The following is a 21621-nucleotide window of genomic DNA, read 5'->3' as shown; positions in this document are numbered from 1 at the left end:
GCAAGCCCACGAAGCCCGCCCCCCCCCCCGGCGGGCTTCGTGTCTTTCGGGGTGGCCCATCGCTATGCTGGCGGCCTTCACCGGATACGCCCATGCCCCGCAGCCTGCTCCCGATCCCAGAACCGGCGCGATTCGCGCTCCTTCTCCTGCTCGCCCTGCTCGCCGGCTGCGCCAGCTGGCGGGCTGCGGTGCCCGGCCGCGAGCCCGACGAGCCCGGCACCCCGGGGCCGATGCTGGCGGATACGCCCCTCGATCCGCCGCAGATCCGCGAGGCCTTCATCACGCCGAGCAGCCCGGCCGACGAGTTCGACTCGCCCACGGCCTGGTCCGCCCCCGGCGGCGGCCGCTGGCTGATCGGCAGCGCGAAGAAGACCCACCAGCTCGTGGTCTTCGATGGCGAAACCGGCGCCCTGCTCCACCGCGTCGGCGGGCGCGGTCCCGAGCCCGGCCGCTTCGACCGCCCGAATGGGGTGTTCGCCTGGGGCGACCGGCTCTTCGTGGCCGAGCGCGACAACCGCCGCGTGCAGGTGCTCTCCCTGCCCGGTTTCACTCCGCTCGCCACCTTCGGCGAGGCCGAGTTGCGCTCGCCCTACGGCCTGTGGCTGCACGAGCCGGAGGCCGGCACGCTCGAGGTCTGGGTGACCGACAGCTACATGGAAGGCGAGCGCCACGAGATCGTGCCGGCGCTGGCGAAGCTCGATGCCCGGCTCAAGCGCTATACCCTGCTGGTGGATGGAGACGCCGTTTCGGCGCGCTTCGCCGGCGCGGCTGGCGACACCTCGCCCGCCGGCGCGCTCAGGGTGGTGGAATCGGTGGTGGGCGACCCCGGGCATGGCCGCCTGCTGGTGGCCGAAGAGGACGTGCCTACCGGCACCGGCTACCGCGTCTACGATCTCGAGGGCCGCTATACCGGCCGCGACATGGGCGTGGGCGCGTTCTCCGCCCAGGCCGAGGGCCTCGCCCTCTGGGCCTGCCCCGACGGCAGTGGCGTGTGGATCGGCGCCGACCAGTTCCACGACCGCAGCGTCTTCCACGTCTTCGACCGCACCACCCTGGCGCCGCTCGGCCAGTTCACCGGCGAGGCGACCTCGCTCACCGACGGCCTCTGGCTCTCGCAGGCGCCCAGCGCCCGCTTCCCCGCCGGCGTGCTCTATGCCTCGAACGGCGACGAGGCCTTCAGCGCCTTTGACTGGCGCGACATCGCGCGCACCCTGGGCCTGCCCGAGACATGCCCCTGAACCACCGCAGCCTTCGCGCCGCCGCCCCTGCCGTGCTGGCCGCGGCATTCGTGTCATCGCCCTCGATCGCGCAGCAGGCCAGCATCGACCTCGCCGCCGAGCGCCTGCCCTCCGGCGAGCGCACGGCGCTGGTACAGAACCGCCTCGGCGGGCCGGTGCAGGTGCTGGTCTGGGACCCGCGCCGACCGCATGAGCGCAGCAGCGCCGTGCTCGAGGCCGGCGAATACCGCCGTCTGGGCCGCTTCCCGGGCGGGGACGTGGCCGAACTGGCCTCCGAAGCCCGGCCCGGCGCGCCCCTGCCCCTGCCCCCGGAGCAACGCCGCCCCTATGCCTTTCCGCTCGCGGCCGGCTCGGCCTGGACCCTGACCCAGGGCTTCGGCGGCCGCGCCAGCCACCGCGATGCGGCCAACTGGTTCGCCATCGATCTTGCCGCCGCCGAAGGCACGCCGGTGCTGGCCGCCCGCGAGGGCATGGTGATGCAGGTGATCGACCAGTTCCGCGAAGGCGGCACCGATGCGGCGCTGAAGGAACGCGGCAACCTCGTGCGGGTGCTGCATGCCGACGGCTCGATGGGCCTGTACGCCCACATCGCCCACGGCAGCGCCCGGGTGCGGACCGGCGAGGCCGTGGCCGCCGGGCAGGTGCTGGCCGCGGTGGGCAGCGTGGGCTGGAGCACGGCCCCGCACCTGCACTTCGCAGTGCAGGTGAACGACGGCCGCGAGCTGCTCTCGCTGCCCTTCCGCATGGCAGCACCCGGCGGCGGCCTGCTGCCCACCGGCGACTGAACCCGGCCGCCGGCCCAGGAACAGGGCCGCCCGGCGCCGCGGCGTATAATCGCCGCCCTTCCCGCTTCCCCGAGCCGCCGGCCCCGTGTCCGGCGTGGCCCGCATGTCCCAGCAAAGCACCGAAACCCGGCGCCGCCGGACCTTCGCCATCATCTCCCACCCCGACGCCGGCAAGACCACGCTGACCGAGAAGCTGCTGCTGTTCGGCGGGGCGATCCAGATGGCCGGCTCGGTGAAGGGCCGCAAGGCCGCCCGCCACGCCACCTCCGACTGGATGGCGCTGGAAAAGGAGCGCGGCATCTCGGTCACCAGCTCGGTGATGCAGTTCCCCTACGAGGGCAAGATCGTCAACCTGCTCGACACCCCGGGCCACGCCGACTTCGGCGAGGACACCTACCGCGTGCTCACCGCGGTGGACTCGGCGCTGATGGTGATCGACTGCGCCAAGGGCGTGGAGGAACGCACCATCAAGCTGATGGAGGTGTGCCGCATGCGCGACACGCCGATCATGAGCTTCATCAACAAGCTCGACCGCGAGGGCAAGGAGCCGCTGGAACTGCTCGACGAAGTGGAGAAGGTGCTCGGCATCCAGTGCGCGCCGATCACCTGGCCGATCGGCATGGGCAGCCGCCTCAAGGGCGTGGTGCACCTCGTCGACGACGAAGTCCACCTGTTCGAGCCGGGCCGGAACTTCACCCGCCAGGACTCCACCATCCTGAAGCTCGACGACCCCGAGCTGGAGCGCCGTCTCGGCGCGCAGGAACTGGCCGCGCTGCGCGACGAACTGGAACTGGTGCAGGGGGCTTCCAACCCCTTCGACGCCCAGGCCTACCTCGAAGGCCGGCAGACCCCGGTGTTCTTCGGCTCGGCGGTGAACAACTTCGGCGTACAGCTGCTGCTCGACTTCTTCGTCGAGCACGCCCCGCCGCCGCGGCCGCGCGCCACCACCACCCGCGAAGTGCACCCGGAGGAGGAGAAGCTCACCGGCTTCGTGTTCAAGATCCAGGCCAATATGGACCCGCAGCACCGCGACCGGGTGGCCTTCATGCGCGTCTGCTCCGGGCGCTTCAGCGCCGGGATGAAGGTGTTCCACCCGCGCACCGGCAAGGAACTCAAGCTCGCCAATGCCCTGACCTTCATGGCCTCGGACCGCGAGATCGCCGCCGAAGCCTGGCCGGGCGACGTGATCGGCATCCACAACCACGGCACCATCGCCATCGGCGACAGCTTCAGCGAGGGCGAGGCGATCAGCTTCACCGGCATCCCCAACTTCGCCCCCGAGCTGTTCCGCCGCGCCCGGCTGCGCGACCCGCTCAAGCTAAAGCAGCTGCAGAAGGGCCTGGCCCAGCTCAGCGAGGAAGGCGCCACCCAGTTCTTCCGCCCGCTGATGAGCAACGACCTGATCCTCGGCGCCGTGGGCATGCTGCAGTTCGACGTGGTGGCCTACCGCCTCAAGGACGAATACGGCGTGGACGCCAGCTTCGAGCCGGTGCCGGTGCAGACCGCGCGCTGGGTGTACGCGAAGGACGAGCGGACGCTCGAGGCCTTCCGCGAGAAGAACGCCATGAACCTCGCCGTGGATGCCGCCGGCCACCTGGTCTATCTCGCGCCCTCGCGGGTGAACCTGCAGCTCGCCCAGGAGCGCGCCCCCGACGTGCGCTTCGAGGCCACCCGCGAGCATGCCGCCTCGGTGGCGGTGGACTGACGCCGCCCGTGGCCCCTGGCTCTCCCTCCCCGATGCCGCCGGACGGAAGCGATCCTGGCTTCTTCGAGCTTGGCCACTGGCGCGAGGGCGGCGAGCACATTCCCACGCCGCTCGGCCGCCTGTTCGTCCGCCGCCAGACCGAGCCACGCCTGCCGGTGCTGCTGCTCCTGCACGGCTTTCCTTCCGCGAGCTGGGACTGGGCGCCGCTCTGGGAGCCGCTCTCGAAGCACTTCTCCCTGCTCGCCCTCGACTTCCTCGGCTTCGGCGATTCGGCCAAGCCGAAACGCCACCGCTACACCATCATCGAGCAGGCCGAGCTCTGCGAGTGGCTGCTGCGCCGCGAAGGCGCCTGGGACTACCACGTGCTGGCCCACGACTACGGCGACACCGTGGCGCAGGAGCTGCTGGCCCGCCAGCTCGACCGGCGCAAACCACGGCCTCAGCTGCGCTCGGTGCTGTTCCTCAACGGCGGGATCTTCCCGGAAGCCCACCGGCCGCGGCCGATCCAGCGCCTGCTGGCCACGCCCCTGCTCGGCCCGCTGCTGGCCCGGCTCTCCACCCGCCGCCGCTTCGCCGCCAGCCTGCGTTCGGTCTTCGGCCCGGACACCCCGCCCGATCCACGCCTCGTCGATGGCCTCTGGCAGCTACTCGAAACCGAGGACGGCCGCCGCGTGCTGCCCGACCTGTCGGGCTACCTGAAGGAACGGCGGCAGCTGCGCGCCCGCTGGGTAGGAGCGCTGGAGCGCGTGGCGGTGCCGATGGCCCTCGTCAATGGCAGCGCCGATCCGGTCTCCGGCGCCCATGCCGCGCAGCGCTGGCGCGAGCTCTTGGGCGAGGACGATCTCGTGGAGCTGCCCGGCATCGGCCATTACCCACACGTGGAAGCCCCGGCGCAGGTGCTGGAGGCAGGTCTGCGCTTCTGGCGCCGGCACCGGGTGCTGGGTTGAGGGCGGAGCGCCTGCCTTCGCGGTGAGCGCGCCCCCGTGCCGCTCAAACTCTGCGTCCAGCGCCGTATTCGCGGACGCTCGGCGTCCTGCCTCGCTCACGGGGGCGCACTCCCCGCGGGCGCGGCGCTCCGGGGGTTCCGCCGCGAGCCGCGACGCCGCGGGTGGCGTTTCGCGGCAAGCGAGCCATGGATGGCGAGCGCCCGAGTCGGGGCAGGGTGAGGCGCAGGCGCTCTGCGGGCACTGCCCGCAGCCTGCGACGAACGCCCGCTGCGCTGCAGCGGGCCGGGTCGCCCCGACCGAGGGAAGAGCGAAATGCCGCACGCGGCAGGCAGGCTCGCCTCCCGCGACCGCCGTCCGCGCGAGGCAAGCGCTCCCTCGGGAAATGGCACCCGCGCCAGGCAAACGCCCCGCCGCGGGCGCTCAGGCCTCGTCGATATCCACGTACCCGCGCTCGATCGCCCGCTCCAGCGCCGCGAAGGCGTCGCGGGCCTCCTCGAAGGCCTGGCGATGGGCGCGCAGGGCGGCGAAGTCCTCGCCGCCACGGCCCTCGGCCAGGGCCAGCGCCGCCTTCAGGTACTCGGCGCGCAGCTCCGCCACGCGGGTGGCGAAGGCCACGAAGCGGCCGCGGTCGAGGCGGCGGATGTGCGCCTGCAGGATGTCGCGGTTGACGTCGCGGATGGCGTGCTCGACATCCTGCAGGAACTTCTGCTGCTTGCGGATGCGTTCGGTTTCCTCGTCGAACATGGCGCTCTCCCCGGGCGGCGGTGGTCTCAAGCCTAGCGGAACACGGCGGTGCCGCGGCGGCCGTCGGTCGCCACCCAGCCGCGGTACATGCCGGCGGTATTGAAGGGCATGACGATGGTGCCGCGGGCATCGAGGCCGATGGCCCCGCCGTCGCCACCCATGGCCGGGATGAGGCCGTTGATCACGTCCTCGGCGGCGGCCCCGATCGGGTCGCCGCGCAGTTCCACCCGGGCGCAGATGGCATGCGCCGCCACACTGCGCAGGTAGAACTCGCCCCAGCCGGTGGTGCTGATGCCGCAGCCCGTGCTGGCGTAGGTGCCGGCGCCGATCACCGGGGCATCGCCCACCCGGCCCCAGCGCTTGTAGGTCATGCCGCCGGTGGAGGTGGCGGCGGCGATGTGGCCGTGGCGGTCGAGGGCCACCGCGCCCACCGTGCCGAAGCGGGCCTCGGCCGGGGTAGTGACGGCCTGCCGCTGGGCGCGCTCGCGCGCCGCCTCGAGCTGCTCCCGGCGGCGCGGGGTGTCGAACCAGTCGTTCGGCACCCGCTCGAGCTCGGGGCGGGTGTCGGCGAAACGCTCGGCGCCCTCGCCGGCCAGCATCACATGCGGGGTGTGCTCCATCACCGCACGGGCCAGCAGTACCGGGTTCCGCACCGTGCGCAGCCCGGCCACGGCCCCGGCGCGACCGGTGTGCCCCTCCATCACCGCGGCGTCCAGTTCATGCCCGCCCTCGGCGGTGAACACCGCGCCCTTGCCGGCATTGAACCAGGGCGAGTCCTCCAGCACCCGCACCGCGGCCACCACCGCCTCCAGGGCCGTGCCACCGGCCACGAGCACTCCATGGCCGGCATCCAGCGCCCGGTCGAGGTCGGCGCGCACGGCCGCCTCATCGGCTTCCGAGAGCTGCTCGCGGGTGATCACGCCGGCGCCACCGTGGATCACCAGGGCGACGGGCGCTGGCGCGTCGCCCGCCGCCGGCGACGAAGCCGGGCGGGCCCCGGCCAGGGCGGGAAGGGCGCAGGCGGCGAGCAGCAGGACGCAGGGGGCAAGACGCATCGGGACGGCTCCGGAACGCAGGGGCAGGCCCCGACTCTAGGCCGGGGTCGGCCTGCGGCTCAATCCAGGTCTTCGTCGGAGGGCGGCTCGGCCTGCGGGAAGCGCACCGTGGCTACGGTGCCCTTTCCGGCCTCGCTGGCGAGATGCACCGGCCAGCCGAAGCGGCGCGAGAGCCGCTGCACGATCGACAGGCCGATGCCCTGGCCGCCGGCGCGCTGGGTATCAGCGCGCCAGAAGGGCTCGAACACGCGCTCGAGCTGCTCGGGCGACATGCCGATGCCGGTGTCCTCCACCCGGATCTCGCCGAACGCCACGTGCACCCGCACCGCGCCCGCATCGGTGTAGTAGCAGGCATTGCGCAGCAGGTTGCTGATCAGCACCGAGACCACCCGGCGCGGAGCCACCAGGCGGAAGTCCGACTCCACCACCAGCTCGAGCGCCACCGGCTTGTTCGCCACCAGCGGCCTTGCCTTCTCCAGCTCCTCCTCCACCACGGCGGAGGCGCGCAGGGCCTCGGGCGGCAGGCCGGTGTCGCCGTCGCGGGCGAGGATCAGGAAGGCCTCGATCAGGGTCTCCATGTCGCGCACCGCGCCATGGATGCGGTTCAGCGATTTTTGCTGGCGCGGCGAGCACACCGCATCGGCCTGCATCATCTCGGTGGCCATGCGGATCACCGCCAGCGGGGTACGCAGCTCGTGCGAGGCATCGCGGGTGAAGTTGCGCTCGCGCTGCACCAGCTCTTCGATGCGCACGCCGAAATCATGCAGGGAGGAAGCGAGCACCAGGGTCTCGCCCTCCACGTCCACCGGCAGGTTCTCGGGCTTCAGCGCGCTCACCTCGGGATGCTTCGGGTCCCAGCGCTGCACCTGCGAGGCGAGCCAGATCACCGGCGAGACGGCGCGCTTCGAGGCCCGGTAGGTGGTCCAGGCGATGATGTAGACCACGATCAGCACCAGGGCCAACGGCACCACGCCGAACCAGAAGGCCAGGGCATCCACCTGCTCCTGCTTGAACAGCAGGTAGAGCACGCGGTCGCCGCGCCGTTCCACCAGCACCAGCGAGCCGCCCTCGGAGCGCGGCAGGCTGTGGTAGCCCTCGGGCAGACCGCGCAGGGGCGGCGGCAGGGCATCGTCCGGCTCGCCGTCCACCCGCAGGAAGCCGGTCATGTTGAAGGTATCGGGCACCGCCGCGGCCGGGTCGGCCTCGCTGCGCTTCCAGAAATGCGCAGCCTCCTCGGTGAGGGCGCGCTGGATGAGCAGGTGCTTCAACACCGCCGAGGCGCCGTAGACGCCCAGCACCGCGGCGAAGCTGATCGCCGCGGCCTGCAGGATGAAGGCGATCCAGATCTTGCGGCGCAGGCCGCTGGCGTCGGTCATGCCGAGGGCGCGGTGTCGAGGTCGGCGATACGGTAGCCCGCGGTCTGCACGGTGTGCAGCAGGGGCTTGTCGAAGGGCCGGTCGATGGCCTTGCGCAGGTTGTACAGATGGCTGCGCAGGGTGTCGGAATCCGGCAGGCCATCGCCCCAGATCTCGCGCTCGATGTCACGCCGGCTCACCACCCGCGGCGATTCGCGCATCAGGATGGTGAGCAGGCGCAGGCCGATCGGCGAGAGCTGGATTTCCTTGCCGCCGCGGGTTACCCGCAGCGAGGCGGTGTCGAGCACCAGGTCGGCCACCTTCAGCACCTCGGCGCTCACCTGCCGGCGGTCGCGGCGGATCAGGGCGCGCAGGCGGGCCTCCAGCTCCTGGATGGCGAAGGGCTTGACGAGGTAGTCGTCGGCACCGGCGTCGAGGCCGATCACCTTGTCCTGCAGGGTGTCGCGGGCGGTGAGCATCAGCACCGGGGTGCTCTTCTTGGCCTCGTTGCGCAGGCGCCGGCACAGCTCCACGCCGTCCATGCGCGGCAGCATGAGATCGAGCACGATCACGTCGTAGCTGTTGTCCACGGCCAGGCGGTAGCCGTCGTGGCCGTCGCCGGCGTAGTCCACGCCGAAGCCGCGGGTTTCGAGGTATTCGCCCATCATCTCGGAAAGGTTGCGGTTGTCCTCGACCACGAGGATCAGTCCGGCGGGATCGTCACGGCGCATGGCGGGCTCCTTCAGGGATGTGATGACGGCGTGTTCAGGTTTGTGAAACCCTGCCAGCATTGGGCGACAGCGCGGGTGACACGGGCGTGAACTTGCGTCAGCTGCATGCCGTCTTCACGCCAGCCGCCGCCGGCGGCGGGACGATGGCGGGGTTTCCCCGGAGGCCAGGCATGGAGCACGGCAATTCCCCGCCCGCGCTGGAGCGCGATGGCTTCCTGCGCGACCTGCTGCGCGAGCTGAGCGGCCTGCTCGAGGACGTGGTGGGCCTCGAGGAGGCCTCGGGCTTCATCGCTCTCGTCGGCCAGCGCATCGGCCGCCGCATCGACGCGCTCTATGCCGAACGCCTCGGCGAAGGCGAATGGACCACGGAACAGCTGGCCCAGGTGCTGGTCGACCTCAAGCGCCGCATCCAGGGCGGCTTCCGCATCGAGTCGATCGACGGCCTCGAGATCGTGCTGGTGAACGATGCCTGCCCCTTCGGCGACCGGGTGCTCGATCGTCCTTCCCTGTGCATGATGACCTCGAACGTGTTCGGCACCCTCGCCGCCGCGCACCGGGGCTTTGCCCAGGTCGAGGTCGAACAGGCCATCGCCCGCGGCGACCGCGGCTGCCGGGTGCGGGTGAGCCTGGATCCGAATGCGAGGATTCCCGGTGCACGGCAGTACCGCAAAGCCTGAGTCCGGCGCGGCCTGCCGCTGGCTGCTGGAGGCCGTGCCGGCGCCCCTGCTCTATCTCGATGCCGGGGGCGTGCTGCGCGCCGCGAACCGGCCAGCCCATGCCCTGGTGCCCACGCTGGCAGCCTGGCTCGACCGCCCGCTCGCCGACGCCCTCGCCGGGGGCGAGACGCTGGCGCAGCACCTGCGGGAAGCCCGCGGCAGTTCGCAGGCCCTGCCCCTGCGCCTGCGCTGGCAGGTGCCGGAGGCAGGAGCCGACCTGCTCGCCGCACTCAGCGCCCTGCCCGCCGAGGCACCGGGCGGCGGCGGCTTCCTGCTGCTGCTCAAGCCGCATGCCGATCTGGCGCGGCGCTTCGTCAGCCTGCGCGAGAAGATGGACCAGCTCGATGCCGAGATCGAGCGCCGGCGCCGGGCCGAGGAGGCCCTGCGCGAACGCGAGGCCTGGCTGCGGGTGGTGCTGGCGAGCATCGCCGATGCCGTCGTCACCGCCGACACCGGCGGCCGTGTGACCTGGATGAATCCTGCCGCCGAGGCCCTGACCGGCTGGACGCTGGCCGAAGCGAACGGCCAGCCGATCCAGCGGGTGATGGACCTGGTCGACGAGAACACCGGCGCCGCCGCGCCCAACCCGCTGCTGGTCGCCATCGGCGAGCGCCGCCCGACCGGCATGCTCGGCGACACTGCCCTGCAGCGCCGCGATGGCACGACCATCGCCGTGGAGGACACCGCCTCGCCGATCTTCGACGAGCAGGCGCGGCTGGTGGGCGGTGTCATCGTGTTCCACGACGTGACCGAGAAGCGCCGCCTCGCCCGGGAGATGGCCGAGCGCGCCACCCACGATGCGCTCACCGGGCTCTACAACCGCTTCGAGCTGGACAGCCGCCTCGCCCGCGCGCTCGAGGACGCGCGCCGCAGCGGCGACGTGCACGCCCTGCTCTACCTCGACCTCGACCACTTCAAGCTGGTCAACGACACCGCCGGCCATGCCGCCGGCGACCTCTTGCTGCAGCAGCTCGTCGGCCTGCTGGAATCCGCGGTACGCAGCAGCGACACCATCGCCCGGCTGGGCGGCGACGAGTTCGGCATCCTGCTGCCGGGCTGCGGCCAGGAGGCGGCGTTGCGGGTGGCGCAGGAAATCCTCGGCCGGCTGGCGGCCTTCCGCTTCGAGCACGAGGGCCGCCGGTTCCGCATCGGCGCCTCGATCGGCATCGCCCTCGTCGATGGCCGCTGGAGCGACTGTGGCGAGGTGCTGCAGGCCGCCGACACCGCCTGCTATGCCGCCAAGGAGGCCGGCGGCCAGCAGGTGCGGCTCTGGCAGGAGGCGGGCGAGGCCGCCGATGCCCGCGGGCGCATGGTCTGGGCGCAGCGCCTCACCGATGCCCTGGAGGAGGACCGCTTCGAGCTGCACCTGCAGCGTATCGAGCGCCTGCGCGAAAGCCCGGGGCCGGCCCATGCCGAGGCCCTGCTGCGAATGCGCGACGAGGCGGGCCGCCTGGTAATGCCGGGAGACTTCCTGCCCGCCGCGGAGCGCTTCCGCATCGCGCCGGCCATCGACCGCCATGTGCTGGAGCGGGTGGTGGCGGCCCTGCGCGCCGATCCGCGCGCCCAGGTCGAGGTGGCGGTGAACCTCTCCGGCCAGTCGATCGGCAGCCGCGCCTTCCGCGACGCGGCCCTGGCCCTGCTGCGCGAGGGTGGCAGCGCCATCGCCGGGCGCCTGTGCGTCGAAGTCACCGAGACCGCGGTGATCACCCACCTGATGGAGGCCGGGCGCTTCGCCGCCCAGCTGCGCGACCTCGGCGTGGCGGTGGCGCTGGACGATTTCGGCGCCGGGTCTTCCTCCTTCGGCTACCTGCGCCAGCTGCCCATCGACTACCTCAAGATCGACGGCCAGTTCGTCGAGGGCCTGCCCAGCGACCGCCTCGGCGCCACGGCCGTGGGCTGCTTCGTCGAAGCCGCGCGCGTGGTCGGGGCGCGCAGCATCGCCGAACGGGTGGAGACGGGCGAGGTGCTGGACGCCCTGCGCCTGCTCGGCGTGGATTTCGTCCAGGGCTACCACCTGCACCGCCCCGAGCCCTGGGAGGGGGTGTGGACCAGGCTGCCGCGGCTTCCCGCCGCCCGCGGCATCGCCTGAGGCGCTGCCGGGCACGCCGGCGCTGCGGCACACTGCGCGCCTCCGCCGCCACGATCCCCCGCCATGAGCGCCAGCCCCTACGTCCTGCCGATCCTGCTCCTCATCGGCTCGAACCTCTTCATGACCTTCGCCTGGTACGGGCACCTCAAGTACAAGGCCGCGCCGCTCGCCACCGTGGTGCTGGTGAGCTGGGGCATCGCCTTCTTCGAGTACTGCCTGATGGTGCCGGCCAACCGCCTCGGCCACCAGGTCTATTCGGCAGCGCAGCTGAAGGGCATGCAGGAGATCATCACCCTCACCGTGTTCGCCGGCTTCTCGATCAGCTACCTTGGCGAAGCCATCAAGTGGAACCACGTGGCCGCCTTCGTGCTGATCGTGGCGGCGGCCTTCCTGCTCTTCCTCGAATGAGCGCGCGCGGCGCCCACGCGGCGCCGGCCTAGAACGGGATGCGCCCGGTGAGCACGTCCTTGAACATCACCCAGTCGCCCATCAGCGAATACAGCGGATGCCTGAAGGTGGCGGGCTTGTTGTGCTCGAAGAAGAAGTGCCCCACCCAGGCAAAGCCGTAACCACAGACCGGCAGCGCCAGCAGCCACCACGGGCTCAACACCTGGAACAGCACGAGGCCGAGGATCAGCAGCACCCCGGCCGAGCCGATGACGTGCAGGCGGCGGCAGGTGCGGTTCTGGTGCTCGCCGAGGTAATAGGGGTAGAAGTCGCGGAAGCAGGAAAACCCGGTGCTGGCGTTCATGTCGGGAGCGGGAGTTCGGGCGGAAGCCGGCCGGCCGTCACGCGGCCACTCTCGAGAGCCTACCTGCCGGCGGTCGCGGCCGCATCAAGGCCACGCTCATGGCGCTTGGCCTCGGCCCACAGCGCCTCCTGCTCGGCCAGCGTCAGGGTGGCGAACTCGCGGCCCTGCGCACGGGCCAGCGCCTCCATCTGCCGGAAGCGCCGCTCGTACTTGGCATTGGCGCGGCGCAGCGCCGCGCCTGGGTCCACCCTGGCCTTGCGCGCGAGGTTCATGGCCACGAACAGCAGGTCGCCGATCTCGTCCTCCAGCGCCTGCTGCCGCTCCGGCGAGGGCGGCAGGGCCAGCGCCTCGCGCACCTCCTCGATTTCCTCGTGCAGCTTGTCGATCACCGGCGCCGGGCCCGGCCAGTCATAGCCCACGCTCGCCCCACGCTTCTGCAGCTTCAGCGCCCGCTGCCACTCCGGCAGGGCCGCCGGCACGTCGTCCAGCGCCGAGGGCGGTGCATCCCCCGCGCGGCGCTTCGCCGCGCGCTCGGCGGCCTTCATCCGCTCCCAGGCCGCGGTCTGGGCATCGGCATCCTCCACCGAGGCCGTGCTGAACACGTGCGGGTGGCGGCGGATCATCTTGTCGTTGATCGCCGCGAGCACATCGGCGAAGGCGAAGGCGCCCCGCTCTTCCGCCATCCGTGCATGGAAGGCCACCTGCAGCAGGAGATCGCCGAGCTCGTCCCTGAGGTCGCAAAGATCGCCGCGGCCAATGGCCTCGGCCACCTCATAGGCCTCCTCGATGGTGTAGGTGGCGATGCTGGCGAAGTCCTGCTTCACGTCCCAGGGGCAGCCGCGCTCGGGATCGCGCAGCCGCGCCATGATCGCGAGCAGGGTCTCGAGGCGGCCAAGCGCCTCCGCCTCAACGGCAAGGCCGAGCGCGGCCAGGGCCTCGCGGTGTTCGGGGCGCAGGGCCTCAGTCAAGCAGGGACTCCCAGGGCAGGCGCGGGTCGGAGAGCGCGAGGAAATCGCCATTGATCAGGGTATCGCGCTGGTTGTAGCGCAGTGGCCGGCCCTCGAGATCGAGCACGGCACCGCCCATGGCCTCGACGAGGCACTGCCCGGCGGCGGTATCCCATTCCGAGGTGGGCCCGAAGCGCGGGTAGAGGTCGAGCCGGCCCTCGGCCAGCAGGCCGAACTTCAGGGCCGAGCCGAGCGCCACCCGCTCGGCTCCGGGCAGGCGTTCGAGCAGGGCGGCGGTGCGGGCATCGAGATGCGAGCGGCTGGCCGCCACCCGCAGGCCGGCGAGCGTGGGGGGCGTCACGCTGGCCGGGCGCGGGGCGAGGCGCTGTTCGCGGCCCTCGGGCCCGTGCTTCCAGACGCCCCCGCCGGCCAGCGCCGACCAGCCCGTGTCGCCCACCGGCGCATGCACCACGCCAAGCACCGGCACCCCGTCCTCGACGAGGGCGATGCAGACGCAGAACTCGCCGTTCTTCTTCACGAACTCGCGGGTGCCATCGAGCGGATCGACCAGCCACAGCCGCCGCCAGCGGCGTCGCTCGGCCACTTCACTGGCCGGCGATTCCTCGGACAGCACCGGAATGCCGGGCGCCAGCGCGCCAAGGCCCGCCACCAGCACCCGGTGCGAGGCGAGATCGGCCTCGGTGAGAGGCGAGCGGTCGGCCTTGGCCTCGACGCCGAAATCGCGGGCATACACCGCGAGGATGGCCTCGCCGGCGCGCCGGGCCAGCGCGACGAGCGGCGCACGCAGAGCGGCTCGGTCGAGCGTGCCGGCCCCCGTCGCCGCCGGAACCTCCGCCGCGCTCATGGCCGTGGCCGGCCCCGGGCCAGCCATTCGCGCACCAGGAACAGGGCGGCGATCGAACGGCCTTCCGAGAACTCCTCGCGCAGCATGAGCTCATGCAGGCGGTCGAGGCGCCAGGGCAGGACCTCGAGCGGCTCGGGTTCGTCGCCGGGCAGGCGGTCCGGAAACAGGTCCTCGGCCACCACCAGCTGGATCTCGTGGCTCATGTACGTGGGCGCGAGGCTGAGCGCGCGCAGCCGGGTGAGGCGGTGCGCGCCATGGCCGATCTCCTCGCGCATCTCGCGGCCCGCGGCCTGCTCCCAGGTCTCGCCGGCGTCGATCTTGCCCTTGGGCAGGCCAAGCTCGTAGCGGTGGGTGCCGGTGCCGTACTCGCGCACCAGCAGCACGGTCTCCGGGTCCGGCAGGGCGGCGATCATCACCGCGCCATGGCCCTTGCTCTTCAGGCGCTCGAAGCGGCGGCGCTCGCCATTGCTGAACTCGAGGTCCACGCGCTCCAGCCGGTAGGCCCCGACATCGACTTCCTCGCGGCCATGGACGATGGGCAGCGGCCGGCTCATGGCCGGCCCCATGCGCCACGCGGCCACGATCGCGCATGGACAGCCGCAGCCCGGCTCACCATCATTCGGGGCATGAACGAGAACGCTTCCATCGCGCCGATGCTAGCAGAGGGCGGCGTCGAGGCCTTCCTCGCCCGCGACCTCGCCGTGGTCTGGCACCCCTGCACGCAGATGCGCGAGCACCGCGGCGAGCTGCCCCTGCTGCCGGTCCGGCGCGGCCGCGGCGCCTGGCTCGAAGGCCTGGACGGCACGCGCTGGCTGGATGCCATCTCCAGCTGGTGGACCAACCTCTTCGGCCATGCCCATCCGCACATCGCCGCCGCCATCGGCGCGCAGGCGGCGGAGCTGGAACACGTGATCTATGCCGGTTTCGCCCACGAGCCCGGCCTGCGGCTCGCCGAGCGCCTGGTGGCGCTCGCCCCGCGGGAGCCGGGGCGCGCCCCGCTGCGCCGCGTGTTCTACGGCGAGAACGGCAGCGCGGCGATCGAGATCGCGCTCAAGATGAGCTTCCACGCCCACCAGAACGCCGGGCAGGCGCAGCGCACCCGCTTCGTGGCGCTGGAGAACGGCTACCACGGCGAGACGCTCGGCGCGCTGGCCATGAGCGACATCCCGCTCTACCGCCGCATCTACGCCCCGCTGCTGCTGGAGCCGCGGCTGGTGCCCTCGCCCGATGCCTTCCACGCCGCGCCGGGCGAATCGCCGGAGGCCTGCGCCCGCCGCGCCGCCGCCGCCCTCGCCGCCCTGTTCGAACGCGAGGGCGAGACCCTCGCCGCCCTGGTGCTGGAGCCGCTGGTGCAGTGCGCCGGCGGCATGCGCATGCACCATCCGGCCTACCTCGCCGAGGCGCGGACGCTCTGCGACCGCTTTGGCGTGCACCTGATCGCCGACGAGATCGCCGTGGGCTTCGGCCGCACCGGCACCCTGTTCGCCTGCGAGCAGGCCGGCATCGCGCCGGACTTCCTCTGCCTGTCGAAAGGCCTCTCCGGCGGCGCCCTGCCGCTCTCGGCGGTGCTCACCACCGAGGCGGTGTTCGAGGCCTTCTGGAGCGAGGACCGCAGCCGCGCCTTCCTGCATTCGCACAGCTTCGCCGGCAATCCGGTGGCCTGCGCCGCCGCCAATGCCACCCTCGACCTGTTCGAGTCCACGCATGCCATCGAGGCCAACCGCGCCCTGTCGGCCCGGCTCGGCCACGCCGCCGCGCGCTTCGCCGACCGCCCGCTGGTGGGCGACCTGCGCCAGACCGGCATGATCCTCGCCTTCGAACTGGTGGAAGACCGCAGGAGCCGCCGCCCGCATGCCGACCATCCCCGGCGCCGCGCGCTCGCCGCCTACCGCGCCGGGCTCGCCGCCGGGGCCGTGCTGCGGCCCCTGGGCAACGTGCTCTACTGGATGCCGCCGTACTGCATCGGCGAGGAGGAGATCGCCGTGCTGGAACGCGCCACCGCCGCCGCCCTCGAAGCCTACGCCCGATGCGCCTGATCCGCTGCCATGTCGAGGCGCCGCTGGCCCCCGGGCAGCGGGTGCCGCTGCCCGAGGACAAGAGCCTGCACCTGCTGCGCGTACTGCGTCTGCGCGCCGGCGACGCCGTGACCCTGTTCAACGGCGATGGCTACGACTACCCGGCCCGGATCACCGGCACCGAGAAGAAGGCGGTCGAACTCACCGTCGAGGGCGTGCAGGCGCGCGGCAACGAATCGCCGCTCGCCATCACCCTGCTGCAGGGCGTGGCCCGCGGCGACAGGATGGACCTGATCCTGCAGAAGGCCACCGAACTCGGCGTGCACGCCATCCAGCCGGTGCTCACCGAGCGCACCGAGGTGAAGCTGGAGGGCGAACGCGCCGAACGCCGCCTCGCCCACTGGCGTGGGGTGGTGGCCGCGGCCTGCGAGCAGAGCGGGCGGGCGCGCCTGCCCGCGGTGGCCGAGCCCCTGCCCCTGCACGCGGCGGTGGCCGCCCTGCCCGCCACGGCCCGGCGGCTGATCCTCGACCCGCACCGGGGCCGCGCCCTGAGAGCGCTGGACATCGACGTCTCCCAACCGCTCGTGCTGGTCATCGGCCCGGAGGGCGGGCTTGGCGAGCGCGACCTCGGCCTGCTCACGCAATCCGGTTTCGAGGGGGTACGGCTCGGACCCCGGGTGCTGCGTACCGAGACGGCAGGCCTGGCGGTACTGGCCGCCCTGCAGGCGCTTTACGGCGACTGGGCCTGAACCCGGAGGGCCTCAGGCCGCCTTGGCCAGGGCTTCCTCGACCAGCAGTTCCACGGTGAGCAGGTCGGGGATCACGGCCACGTCCTCGCCGAGCTGCACCCGGGCCTGCACGCCGAGCGGCAGGTCCTTCATGTCCTCGATCGCCACCAGGCGCTCGCGGCCCACGCTGACGAGGCGCGGGAAGCCCTGCGAGACCACCGCGAAATAGGGCAGGCGCGGATTGCCGCCAAGGGCCTTGAGCACCGCCACCTTGGCGCCGAGCTGGGCGGTATCGGCGGGCCAGCCCACGAGCTGCGGGAAGCTCAGCACCGGCAGGCGCCAGCCGCGCCAGCGGGCGGCGCCGAGCAGCCAGTCGGGCGCGCCCTCGATGCGCTCCGGCTCGGAGTAGGAGATGACCTCGGCGACGCTGGCATTGGGCAGCAGCAGGCGGCCACCGCCCACCGCGATCAGCACGCCTCGGATGTCGTTCTGGAGCTCGCTCATGGGGCGTCCGGATCAGGAGGAGAAATAGGCATCGAGGCGGGCGGCGAGATCGGCGGCCGGCACCGCGGGGGCGCCCGCCTCGCGCAGCACGCCCGCCACCTTGCCGTCGAAGCAGCTGGACGGATCCTGCACCAGCACGCGCACGCCGCCCGCCATCGCCGCCTTCAGGGGCTCGATGGCGGCCTCGTCGGCACCGCTCAGCACCACGATGGCGCCATCGAGCGCGGCCACCGCCTCGATCAGGGCGGCGACGCCGCCCTCCTTCGGGAAGCTCAAGGCACCTGCGGCACTGGCCCCATCGGGCAGTACCCGCACGGCATTGCCCGGCGGCGTTTCATGCGGTTCCGACAGCGCCACCGGCAGGCGGCTGATCTTGGCCAGCTGCTCCACGAAGCGGTCGTGGCGGCCGCCGTCGAGGTTCTGCTTCAGCAGCACCGCGCCCGGGAAACTGGCCGGCAGGGCGCGCACCAGCTGGCGCACCGCATCCGGGCCACCGATGCCGGAGAGCACCAGCACCGTGCGTACCGCGGCGGCGGCCTCCCCCCCGGCGTCGGCAAGCGGGGCGAGGCTGAGATGGCCGATGTCGAGCGCCGGCGGCGGCGCAGCCGGTGCAGTGGCCGGCAGCGGGGCTGCCGGGCTCTCGTCCACCGGGGCCAGCTCCAGCGACAGGCCGCTGAAGTCGAAGCGGGGCCTGGTGGCAGCCGGCGTCTCCAGCGGTGCTGCGCCGTCATCCAGGCGCAGGTGCGAGACATCCGGCGGCGGCGGGCGCTCCTCCTGCGGCGCGGCCAGCGGCTCCTCGGCAACGGGCTCGACGCTCAGGGCTTCCAGGTTCTCGTCGAGGGAGGCGGCGAGCTTCGCCAGGTCTTCGTCCAGCTCCAGGGCTTCCTCACCTTCCGTCACGGTCCCGGCAGCCTCTGCCGCCAGGGGGGCGCCGAGTTCGCCGAAGGCCGCCAGCTCCTCCTCGGAAAGCGTGAGCTCCTCGACCTCGATGACCGAGGCATCGAAGCGGATCTCCTTCGCCGAGAGCAGCGAGACCGAAGGCGGTGGCGGCACGGCCCCGGCCGGATCATCGATCAGTTCCAGGCCGGAAAGGTCGATGGCCTCGTCGGACAGAAGCTGCGGCTCTGCCGCCGAAGCCGGCTCGCGCTCGGGCGGCGGGGCATCGGTAGCGCCAAGGGCCTGGGCCAGGGCGGCATCGTCCAGGGCCAGGGCCCCGGGATCCCCTTCCGCCGCCGGCGGGGCCGCCCAGGCCGGCGGCTCGCCCTCTCCGCCCGGCCGGGGCTCGGGCTGCGGCAGGTCGCTCGGCAGTTCGGCGCTCGGCACCGCCGCCGCCATCTGGCCCAGCTCGGCCGTGTAGTCCTCGATACGGGCACCGGCGGCCAGCGCCGAGGGCGTGGGCAGGGGCGCGGCCACCAGGTGCTCGGCCGCCTCGGCATGCGGCGCCGGTTCGGCGCCCGGCGGCAGCACGTCCTTGCCGAGCAGCTTGGCGGCGAGATGCCGCGCCCAGCGGTTGAGGTCCCAGCCCTGCAGCCTCGCCGTGGTCTCGGCCTCGTCGTAGAGCACGGTGAGGCCCGGAGCGAGCAGCACGGCCTCCAGCCGCTCCAGCGCCGATTCGACGGCCGGCTCGACACTGACCAGCACCGTGGTGGCGCCCGAACCGGCAAGCTGCCCGGCATCGAGCTCGTTGGGGTCGGCCTCCAGCACCAGCTCGGCGCCGAACTCGTCGAGGGCGCGGCGCAGCTGGCCGCGGGCCTCGCCGGCACGGGCCAGCAGGGCCACCTTCAGCGGCACGCCCTCAGCCACGGGCGGCCACCTCGGCCAGCAGTTCGAACACGTGGCGGATCAGTTCCGGCTCCTGGTAGGGCTTGCCAAGGTAGCGGTTCACGCCGATCTCGAAGGCGCGCTGGCGGTGTTTGTCGCCGGTGCGCGAGGTGATCATGATGATCGGCACGTCGCGCAGGCGCGGGTCGCCGCGCATGGTCTGCGCCAGCTCGTAGCCGTCCATGCGCGGCATCTCGATGTCGAGCAGCATCAGGTCGGGCACGCGATCGGCCATCTTCTCGATGGCATCCACGCCGTCCTTCGCCGTGCCCACCTCGAAGTTGTGGCGCTCCAGCACGCGGCCGGTGACCTTGCGCATGGTGATGGAGTCGTCCACCACCATCACGTAGGGCACCCGGCGCTCGGCCAGCGGCGCGGCGGCCGGCGCCGCCGGGCGGTCGGAGGTCGCGGCCTCGGCCGCCAGCGCGTTGTAGCGGCGTGCCAGCGGCGCCACGTCGAGGATCACCACCACCGAGCCATCGCCCATGATGGTGGCGCCGAAGATGCCGGAGACCGAACTGACCTGCGGCCCGACCGGCTTCACCACGATCTCGCGGCTGCCCAGCACCTGGTCGACGCAGATGGCGGCGCGCAGGTCGCCCGAACGCGCCAGCAGCAGCGGCATCTGCAGGCTGCCCTCGGCCCTGGCCGGGGCATGGCCGACGAGGCGGCCAAGATCGTAGATGCCGTAGTCCTCGCCGGCGTAGCGGAAGGTGGGCTTCTCCTCGCGCTCCTGCCTGGCGAGCTCCTCGCGGCCGATGCGGGCCACGCCCTGCACCGAGGCGATCGGCACCGCGAAGCGGGTCTCGCCGATCTTGACGAACACCGCCTGCGTCACCGCCAGGGTGAAGGGCAGGCGGATGGTGAACTCGCTGCCCTTGCCCGGGGTGGAGCGGATCTGCAGCGAGCCGCCGAGCTGGCGGATCTCGTTGTAGACCACGTCCATGCCCACGCCGCGGCCGGCGAGCCTGCTCACCGACTCGGCGGTGGAGAAGCCGGACTCGAGGATGAAGCCGTATACCTGTTCGTCGCTGAGCTGGGCGTCCGGCGTGGTCAGGCCGCGCTCCACTGCCTTGGCGAAGATGCGCTCGCGGTCGAGGCCGCGGCCATCGTCGCTGATCCGCAGCACCACTTCCGAGCCTTCGCGCGCCACCGCGATGCGTACCGTGCCCTCGGCATCCTTCTTCGCCCGGCGGCGCTCTTCCGGCATCTCGAGGCCATGGGCGATGGCGTTGCGCAGCATGTGCTCGATGGGCGCCGTCATCCGGTCGAGCACCGAGCGGTCCATCTCGCCACTGGCGCCATCCACCTTGAGCTGGGCCTGCTTGCCGGTATCGGCGCAGGCCTGGCGCAGCACCCGGCGCAGGCGCGGCACCAGCGACTCGAAGGGCAGCATGCGGGTGCGCATGAGGCCCTCCTGCAGATCGGAACTCACTCGCGACTGCTGCAGCAGCAGGGCCTCATAGCCTCGGGTCAGCTCGTCCAGCGAGTCGTAGAGGTTGCCGAGGTCGTTGGTCGACTCGGCCAGCGAGCGGGTGAGCTGCTGCTGGGTGGAGAAGCGGTCGAACTCCAGTGGGTCGAAGTCGCGGTCGTCCTCCTCCTCGCGCTGGTAGCGCGAGGCGATCTGCGCCTCGGTCTCGATCTCGAGGCGGCGCAGCTGGTCGCGGATACGGGTGGTGGTCTGCTCCAGCTCGTTGAGGTTGGCGCGGAAGGCGCCAAGCTGCTGCTCGAGGCGGGAACGGTAGATCGCCACCTCGCCGGCGTAGTTGACGAGCTTGTCGAGCAGGTCGGCGCGGATGCGCACCTGCTCCTGGGCCGCGCGCAGGGCGCCGCCGTCGTCCTCGTCCACGGCATCGGCGATCGGCCGCGAGAGCTCGCCGAGCCTGGGCTTGCGCGGCGCCTCCAACGGGGCCGGGGCGCCGCCCTCTGCCTCGCCGACCGCCGGAGCGGCTTCGGCTGCGGCCAGCGGCTCGCCGGCGGCCAGCGCATTCACCTGGGCAATCAGGCCATTGGGCTGGACGATGGCCTTGCGCTCGGCCACCCGGGCGATCATCGCGTGCAGGCGGTCGAAGCAGCGCTCGAGCACGATGATGCCGCTGGCATCGAGCTGGCGGCGACCGTCGGCCACCGCTTCCAGCAGCGATTCCATGGCATGGCCGAGCTCGCCCACGGCCCAGACGCCGGCCATGCGCGCCCCGCCCTTCAGGGTGTGCAGGTCGCGCTGCAGGCCGGTGACGAGCTCGCGGTCTTCGTGCTCGTCGCGCAGGCGGGCCACCAGCCCGTCGCTGTGGTCGAGCAGGTCGCGCGATTCCTCGAGGAAGATCTCGAGCAGGTCGAGGTCGATGTCGGTGGTGTCGAGCGGCGCATCCGGATCGGCAGGATCGCCGGCATCGGGCACGTCCACGCCCTCGAAGGACAGGCCGGCGCGGCCCGTCTCGGGAGCCGCGGCGGCCGCCTCGGCGGCGCGCGCCGCCTCGCGGCGGGCGATTTCCTCGGCAAGGCGCTGGCGCTCGGCCTCGAGACGGGCGCGCTCCTCCGCCAGCCGGGCCTCCTCCGCCAGCCGGGCCTCCTCCGCCAGCCGGGCCTCCTCCGCCAGCCGGGCCTCCTCCGCCAGCCGGGCCTCCT

At 72.4% G+C, this 21621-nt stretch carries 19 protein-coding genes and 1 pseudogene; 9 read left to right on the top strand and 11 right to left on the bottom strand.

The annotated features are described in order from the left end of the window. Window positions 1-113 precede the first annotated feature (113 nt). The 4 genes from G408_RS0107915 (at window position 114) to G408_RS13780 (ending at window position 4675) form a co-directional block, all read left to right on the top strand. Window positions 114-1238 carry an NHL repeat-containing protein gene (locus tag G408_RS0107915; RefSeq protein WP_028770660.1) on the top strand — a complete coding sequence of 375 codons (1125 nt, stop codon included), beginning with the start codon at window positions 114-116 and terminating at the stop codon, window positions 1236-1238. Then, window positions 1229-2023 (top strand): M23 family metallopeptidase, encoded by a 795-nt coding sequence (locus tag G408_RS13785; RefSeq protein ID WP_051282777.1) that lies wholly within the window; start codon window positions 1229-1231, stop codon window positions 2021-2023. Before G408_RS0107915 ends, G408_RS13785 begins: the two co-directional genes overlap by 10 nt. A gap of 103 nt (window positions 2024-2126) precedes the next feature. Next, the gene (locus tag G408_RS0107905) at window positions 2127-3728 is read left to right on the top strand and encodes a peptide chain release factor 3 (protein WP_028770659.1); all 1602 of its coding nucleotides are present in this window, start codon (window positions 2127-2129) and stop codon (window positions 3726-3728) included. Between the two features lie 32 nt (window positions 3729-3760). Beyond that, window positions 3761-4675 (top strand): alpha/beta fold hydrolase, encoded by a 915-nt coding sequence (locus G408_RS13780; protein ID WP_037412805.1) that lies wholly within the window; start codon window positions 3761-3763, stop codon window positions 4673-4675. 420 nt (window positions 4676-5095) lie between these two features. On the opposite strand, the gene G408_RS0107895 is transcribed toward G408_RS13780, so the two are convergent. From G408_RS0107895 to G408_RS0107880, 4 genes are read right to left on the bottom strand one after another with little or no spacing between them, the layout of a single operon-like run. After that, window positions 5096-5419, bottom strand: a complete 324-nt coding sequence (locus G408_RS0107895; RefSeq protein ID WP_028770658.1) for a hypothetical protein — start codon at window positions 5417-5419, stop codon at window positions 5096-5098. 32 nt (window positions 5420-5451) lie between these two features. After that, window positions 5452-6474 carry an isoaspartyl peptidase/L-asparaginase family protein gene (locus G408_RS0107890; protein ID WP_084628131.1) on the bottom strand — a complete coding sequence of 341 codons (1023 nt, stop codon included), beginning with the start codon at window positions 6472-6474 and terminating at the stop codon, window positions 5452-5454. Window positions 6475-6533: 59 nt separating this feature from the next. After that, a complete protein-coding gene (locus tag G408_RS0107885) occupies window positions 6534-7850 on the bottom strand; it encodes a sensor histidine kinase (RefSeq protein ID WP_028770656.1) in 1317 nt (438 codons plus the stop codon). Beyond that, window positions 7847-8560: a response regulator transcription factor gene (locus G408_RS0107880; protein ID WP_028770655.1), complete on the bottom strand. Its 714-nt coding sequence runs from the start codon at window positions 8558-8560 to the stop codon at window positions 7847-7849. The genes G408_RS0107885 and G408_RS0107880 overlap by 4 nt, the downstream gene beginning before the upstream one ends. Before the next feature lie 170 nt (window positions 8561-8730). Between G408_RS0107880 and G408_RS0107875 the strand changes: the two genes are divergently transcribed. From G408_RS0107875 to G408_RS0107865, 3 genes are all read left to right on the top strand, one after another. Continuing rightward, window positions 8731-9237, top strand: a complete 507-nt coding sequence (locus G408_RS0107875; protein WP_028770654.1) for a methanogen output domain 1-containing protein — start codon at window positions 8731-8733, stop codon at window positions 9235-9237. After that, window positions 9197-11365 carry an EAL domain-containing protein gene (locus G408_RS13775; protein ID WP_084628130.1) on the top strand — a complete coding sequence of 723 codons (2169 nt, stop codon included), beginning with the start codon at window positions 9197-9199 and terminating at the stop codon, window positions 11363-11365. Before G408_RS0107875 ends, G408_RS13775 begins: the two co-directional genes overlap by 41 nt. A gap of 63 nt (window positions 11366-11428) precedes the next feature. Then, window positions 11429-11773 carry a DMT family protein gene (locus G408_RS0107865; protein ID WP_028770653.1) on the top strand — a complete coding sequence of 115 codons (345 nt, stop codon included), beginning with the start codon at window positions 11429-11431 and terminating at the stop codon, window positions 11771-11773. A gap of 28 nt (window positions 11774-11801) precedes the next feature. Here the strand turns inward: G408_RS0107865 and G408_RS0107860 are convergent, their stop codons facing one another. From G408_RS0107860 to nudE, 4 genes and pseudogenes are all read right to left on the bottom strand, one after another. Beyond that, a complete protein-coding gene (locus tag G408_RS0107860; RefSeq protein WP_028770652.1) occupies window positions 11802-12116 on the bottom strand; it encodes an Mpo1-like protein in 315 nt (104 codons plus the stop codon). 74 nt (window positions 12117-12190) lie between these two features. After that, window positions 12191-13048, bottom strand: a pseudogene (gene mazG / locus G408_RS13770) (nucleoside triphosphate pyrophosphohydrolase); the annotation flags it as partial. Between the two features lie 28 nt (window positions 13049-13076). After that, window positions 13077-13928 carry a 3'(2'),5'-bisphosphate nucleotidase CysQ gene (cysQ, locus tag G408_RS0107850; protein ID WP_051282785.1) on the bottom strand — a complete coding sequence of 284 codons (852 nt, stop codon included), beginning with the start codon at window positions 13926-13928 and terminating at the stop codon, window positions 13077-13079. After that, window positions 13925-14482 (bottom strand): ADP compounds hydrolase NudE, encoded by a 558-nt coding sequence (nudE, locus tag G408_RS0107845; RefSeq protein WP_028770672.1) that lies wholly within the window; start codon window positions 14480-14482, stop codon window positions 13925-13927. The genes cysQ and nudE overlap by 4 nt, the downstream gene beginning before the upstream one ends. 60 nt (window positions 14483-14542) lie before the next feature. On the opposite strand from nudE, the gene G408_RS13765 reads away from it, so the two are divergent. Further along, entirely contained in the window at window positions 14543-15964 is a 1422-nt protein-coding gene (locus G408_RS13765) for an adenosylmethionine--8-amino-7-oxononanoate transaminase (protein WP_051282784.1), read from the top strand. Next, window positions 15955-16692 (top strand): 16S rRNA (uracil(1498)-N(3))-methyltransferase, encoded by a 738-nt coding sequence (locus G408_RS0107835; RefSeq protein WP_028770650.1) that lies wholly within the window; start codon window positions 15955-15957, stop codon window positions 16690-16692. Before G408_RS13765 ends, G408_RS0107835 begins: the two co-directional genes overlap by 10 nt. 12 nt (window positions 16693-16704) lie before the next feature. Here the strand turns inward: G408_RS0107835 and G408_RS0107830 are convergent, their stop codons facing one another. From G408_RS0107830 to G408_RS0107820, 3 genes are all read right to left on the bottom strand, one after another. Beyond that, window positions 16705-17175, bottom strand: a complete 471-nt coding sequence (locus G408_RS0107830; protein ID WP_028770649.1) for a chemotaxis protein CheW — start codon at window positions 17173-17175, stop codon at window positions 16705-16707. A gap of 12 nt (window positions 17176-17187) precedes the next feature. Continuing rightward, window positions 17188-18978 carry a chemotaxis protein CheB gene (locus G408_RS14800; RefSeq protein WP_156890100.1) on the bottom strand — a complete coding sequence of 597 codons (1791 nt, stop codon included), beginning with the start codon at window positions 18976-18978 and terminating at the stop codon, window positions 17188-17190. After that, window positions 18971-21621, bottom strand: a 2651-nt coding sequence (locus tag G408_RS0107820; protein ID WP_028770648.1) for a response regulator, incomplete at its 5' end; no start/stop codon positions are given. The genes G408_RS14800 and G408_RS0107820, both read right to left, overlap by 8 nt.

It is taken from the genome of Silanimonas lenta DSM 16282 (genome assembly GCF_000429065.1).
In the GTDB taxonomy this organism is placed as follows: domain Bacteria; phylum Pseudomonadota; class Gammaproteobacteria; order Xanthomonadales; family Xanthomonadaceae; genus Silanimonas; species Silanimonas lenta.
Note: the sequence above shows the minus strand (reverse complement) of the source record. Positions and strands in the feature narration are given on the sequence as shown.